Annotated in this window: 2 protein-coding genes; one reads left to right on the forward strand and one right to left on the reverse strand. The window is 76.2% G+C overall.

The window, feature by feature from the left end:
- The coding region (locus D471_RS0128995; protein WP_017601858.1) for a PhoX family protein at positions 1-971 on the forward strand (971 nt) is incomplete at its 5' end.
- 29 nt (positions 972-1,000) lie between these two features.
- Here the strand turns inward: D471_RS0128995 and D471_RS0129000 are convergent.
- Positions 1,001-2,766, reverse strand: a 1,766-nt coding sequence (locus tag D471_RS0129000) for an MOSC domain-containing protein (protein ID WP_026128189.1), incomplete at its 5' end; no start/stop codon positions are given.

The raw sequence follows: 2,766 nt of genomic DNA on the forward strand, positions 1-2,766 counted from the left end.
ACCTGGCCGAGTCACCGGACGAACCGTACCGGTTCGGCTGGACGGTGGAGGTCTCCCCCTGGAACCCGGTCTCTCCCCCGGTCAAGCGCACCGCCCTGGGCAGGATCGCGCACAACGGCGCCGTGGTCGCCGAGTCACGCGGGCGCCCGGTGGTCTACATGAGCGACACCGGCCACGTGTACAAGTTCGTCGGTGAACACGCCTGGCAGGACGTGCGGACCGCGACCGCCAGCCCCCTGGACGAGGGCACACTGTTCGCCGCGCGGTTCGACGACGACGGCACCGGCCAGTGGATCAGGCTCGAACACGGCCGCGACGGCCTCACCGAGGCGCGGGGCTTCCACGATCAGGCCGACGTGCTCCTGCGGGCCCGGGAAGCGGCCGACGTCGTGGGAGCGACCGAGCTGCGCTCGCCCGGCCGCCCGACCGTGCACCCCGAGACGGGTGAGGTGTACCTGCCCGAGGCACGGGAGGGCCGCGGCGGCAGGGTGCTGGTCTGGACCGAGGGCTCAGGCGACCACGGGGCGACGGTGCTGGGGTGGCGGGAGTTCGTCCGGCCGGGTTCCTCCGACGACTCCGACGGCGCCCGGTTCGCCGCCCCGGGCGGAGTGTACTGCGGCGGCGACGGACGGCTGTGGATCACGACCGACGTCGTCCGTCTGGGCGACGACGATCAGCGCGCCGACCTGGGCAACAGCGCGCTGCTGTGCGCCGACCCCGAGACGGGGCGGGTGCGCCGGTTCCTCACCGGTCCGCGCGGGTGCGGGATCTCCGGCGTCACCGCCGCCCCCGACCAGCGAACCCTGTTCGTCAGTGTGCGGGGCCCGGGGTGGTCGGGATCGCCGCTGGGCGACCCGACCGCGGCCGACCCGCGCATGGTGAGCAACTGGCCCGAGCACGCGCGTGGGGGGCGTCCCCGTTCGGCCGTCGTGGTGATCCGCCGCGAGGACGGCGGCGTCGTGGGCACCTGACTTCCCATCCCGGCCCGCCCGGCCGGGGTTCACGGACCCAGGTCCACGTCCTCCACCGGAGCCGTACAGCAGAGCAGCACCTCGTCCGGTTCGGTGTCCACGGTGGGTTCCAGGAGGTACTCCACCCGGCCCGAACGCAGTCGGCGCGCGCACGTGCCGCAGGTGCCGACCCGGCAGGCGTGCTCCGGGGACAGCCCGGCCCCCTCGGCCGCCTCCAGCAGCGACCCCGCCTCGGCGGCCCAGGTGAACCGGTCCTCCCCCAGCCGCACCTCGTGGGGGCCCGGTCTGGTGGGCGTGCGCGGCGGTTCGACGCGGACCCGCCTCGGGGCGGTGAAGGCCTCGGTCCGCACGGCCGCGTCGGGCACACCGGCCGCGGCCAGCGCCGTGCGCACCGCGCGGACGAACGGCCGCGGGCCGCACAGGAGGACGTCGGTCCTCTCCGGATCGGCGACGTCCGCGGCCAGGTCCGCGCCGGCCGGGCGACCGGGGCGGGCGCCGAGCGCCCGCAGCGCGTCCGGGTCGTCCTCCCCGGTCAGGAACAGGCGGGCGTGCGCGTCCGGCAATGCCGCGACGGCCGCGCACACCTCGTCCCACAGGGCCAGGTCGGCGGCGCGGCGCTCCACGTGCACGACCCGCACGCGCGCGGGGTCGCGGGTGCGCACCAGGTGCCGCAGCCACGCCGCGGTGGGGGTGATGCCCACCCCTGCGCTGTAGAGGACGAGCTCGCGCGCGGATGAGGCCTCCGGACCGGTCGTCGCGTGGCCGAAGGGCCCGGTCACGGTCACCGGATCGCCCTCGCGGAGTCCGTGCAGCCACGTGGAGACGTCTCCGTCGAGCCGGACGGTGGCGCGCACGCGGTCTCCCTCGACGGCGGAGACCGTGTAGCACCGCCACCCGGGCGATCCGGTCCAGGCGCGGTGGACCCGCAGGTGCTGACCCGGCCGGGGTGACATCCGCCCGCCCAGCGGGTCGGCCAACCAGACGCTGCGCACGTTCGCGCTCTCGCGGACGGTGCGCACCACCGTGGCCTCCCGTGGCCAGGAGGGGGTCGCGCCGGAGGGCGCCACGGCCTCCCCCTCACCGGGTGTCACCGTGACCGGAGCGCCCGCCTCGATCGTCCCCGCCGCCTCGACCCGCGCGTACACCCCGCAGAATCCGTGGCCGAAGGCGGTGGCGAGGAGGGCGGGAACGTTGAGGTCCCCGACGCCCGACCCCGGCCGCACGGTCGTGGCGCGGCACCGGTCGGTGGGCTGGACGACGCGCAGGACCGCCCCGGAGACCTCGATACGGCCGCCCACCCAGGAGAGTTCCTCCCACGGACGCAGTCCGTCCAGGTACAGGTTGGCGCGGAACCTCTCGGGGGCGATCTCGACCCCCGCGGCCTCGGACAGTTCCCTGATCGTGGCGAGGTTGACGACGGACAGGTGCGCGCGCGGCCAGTCCCACTGGCCGACCGGGGCGGCCACCAGCCGCGGGGTCGGTCCGCCCGCCGCGCCGAGCGAGGCCACGGCGGCCCCGAGCGCGTCCCCCTCGGCTCCGGGCGAGGCCGTGAACTCCCCCGCTCCGGGCACGTCGACGAGCACGGGGGCGTGGGGGTCCCCGTCGTGTCGTACCCGGAGGGAGCCCAGGTGGGCGTCGCGCGCCAGATGCAGGTACTCCTCGCGCGGACGCCAGCGCGCCGAGGGCTCCGCACCGTCGCGGGCCAGCGCCAGGCGGCGGTCCCCCGGCAGTCCGAGCCCGGGTTCGACCCGGGCGCTCCCGACGTCGACGCCGGCCAGTCCCTTCACCGGATAAA

The organism is Nocardiopsis lucentensis DSM 44048 (assembly GCF_000341125.1).
Classification (GTDB): domain Bacteria; phylum Actinomycetota; class Actinomycetes; order Streptosporangiales; family Streptosporangiaceae; genus Nocardiopsis; species Nocardiopsis lucentensis.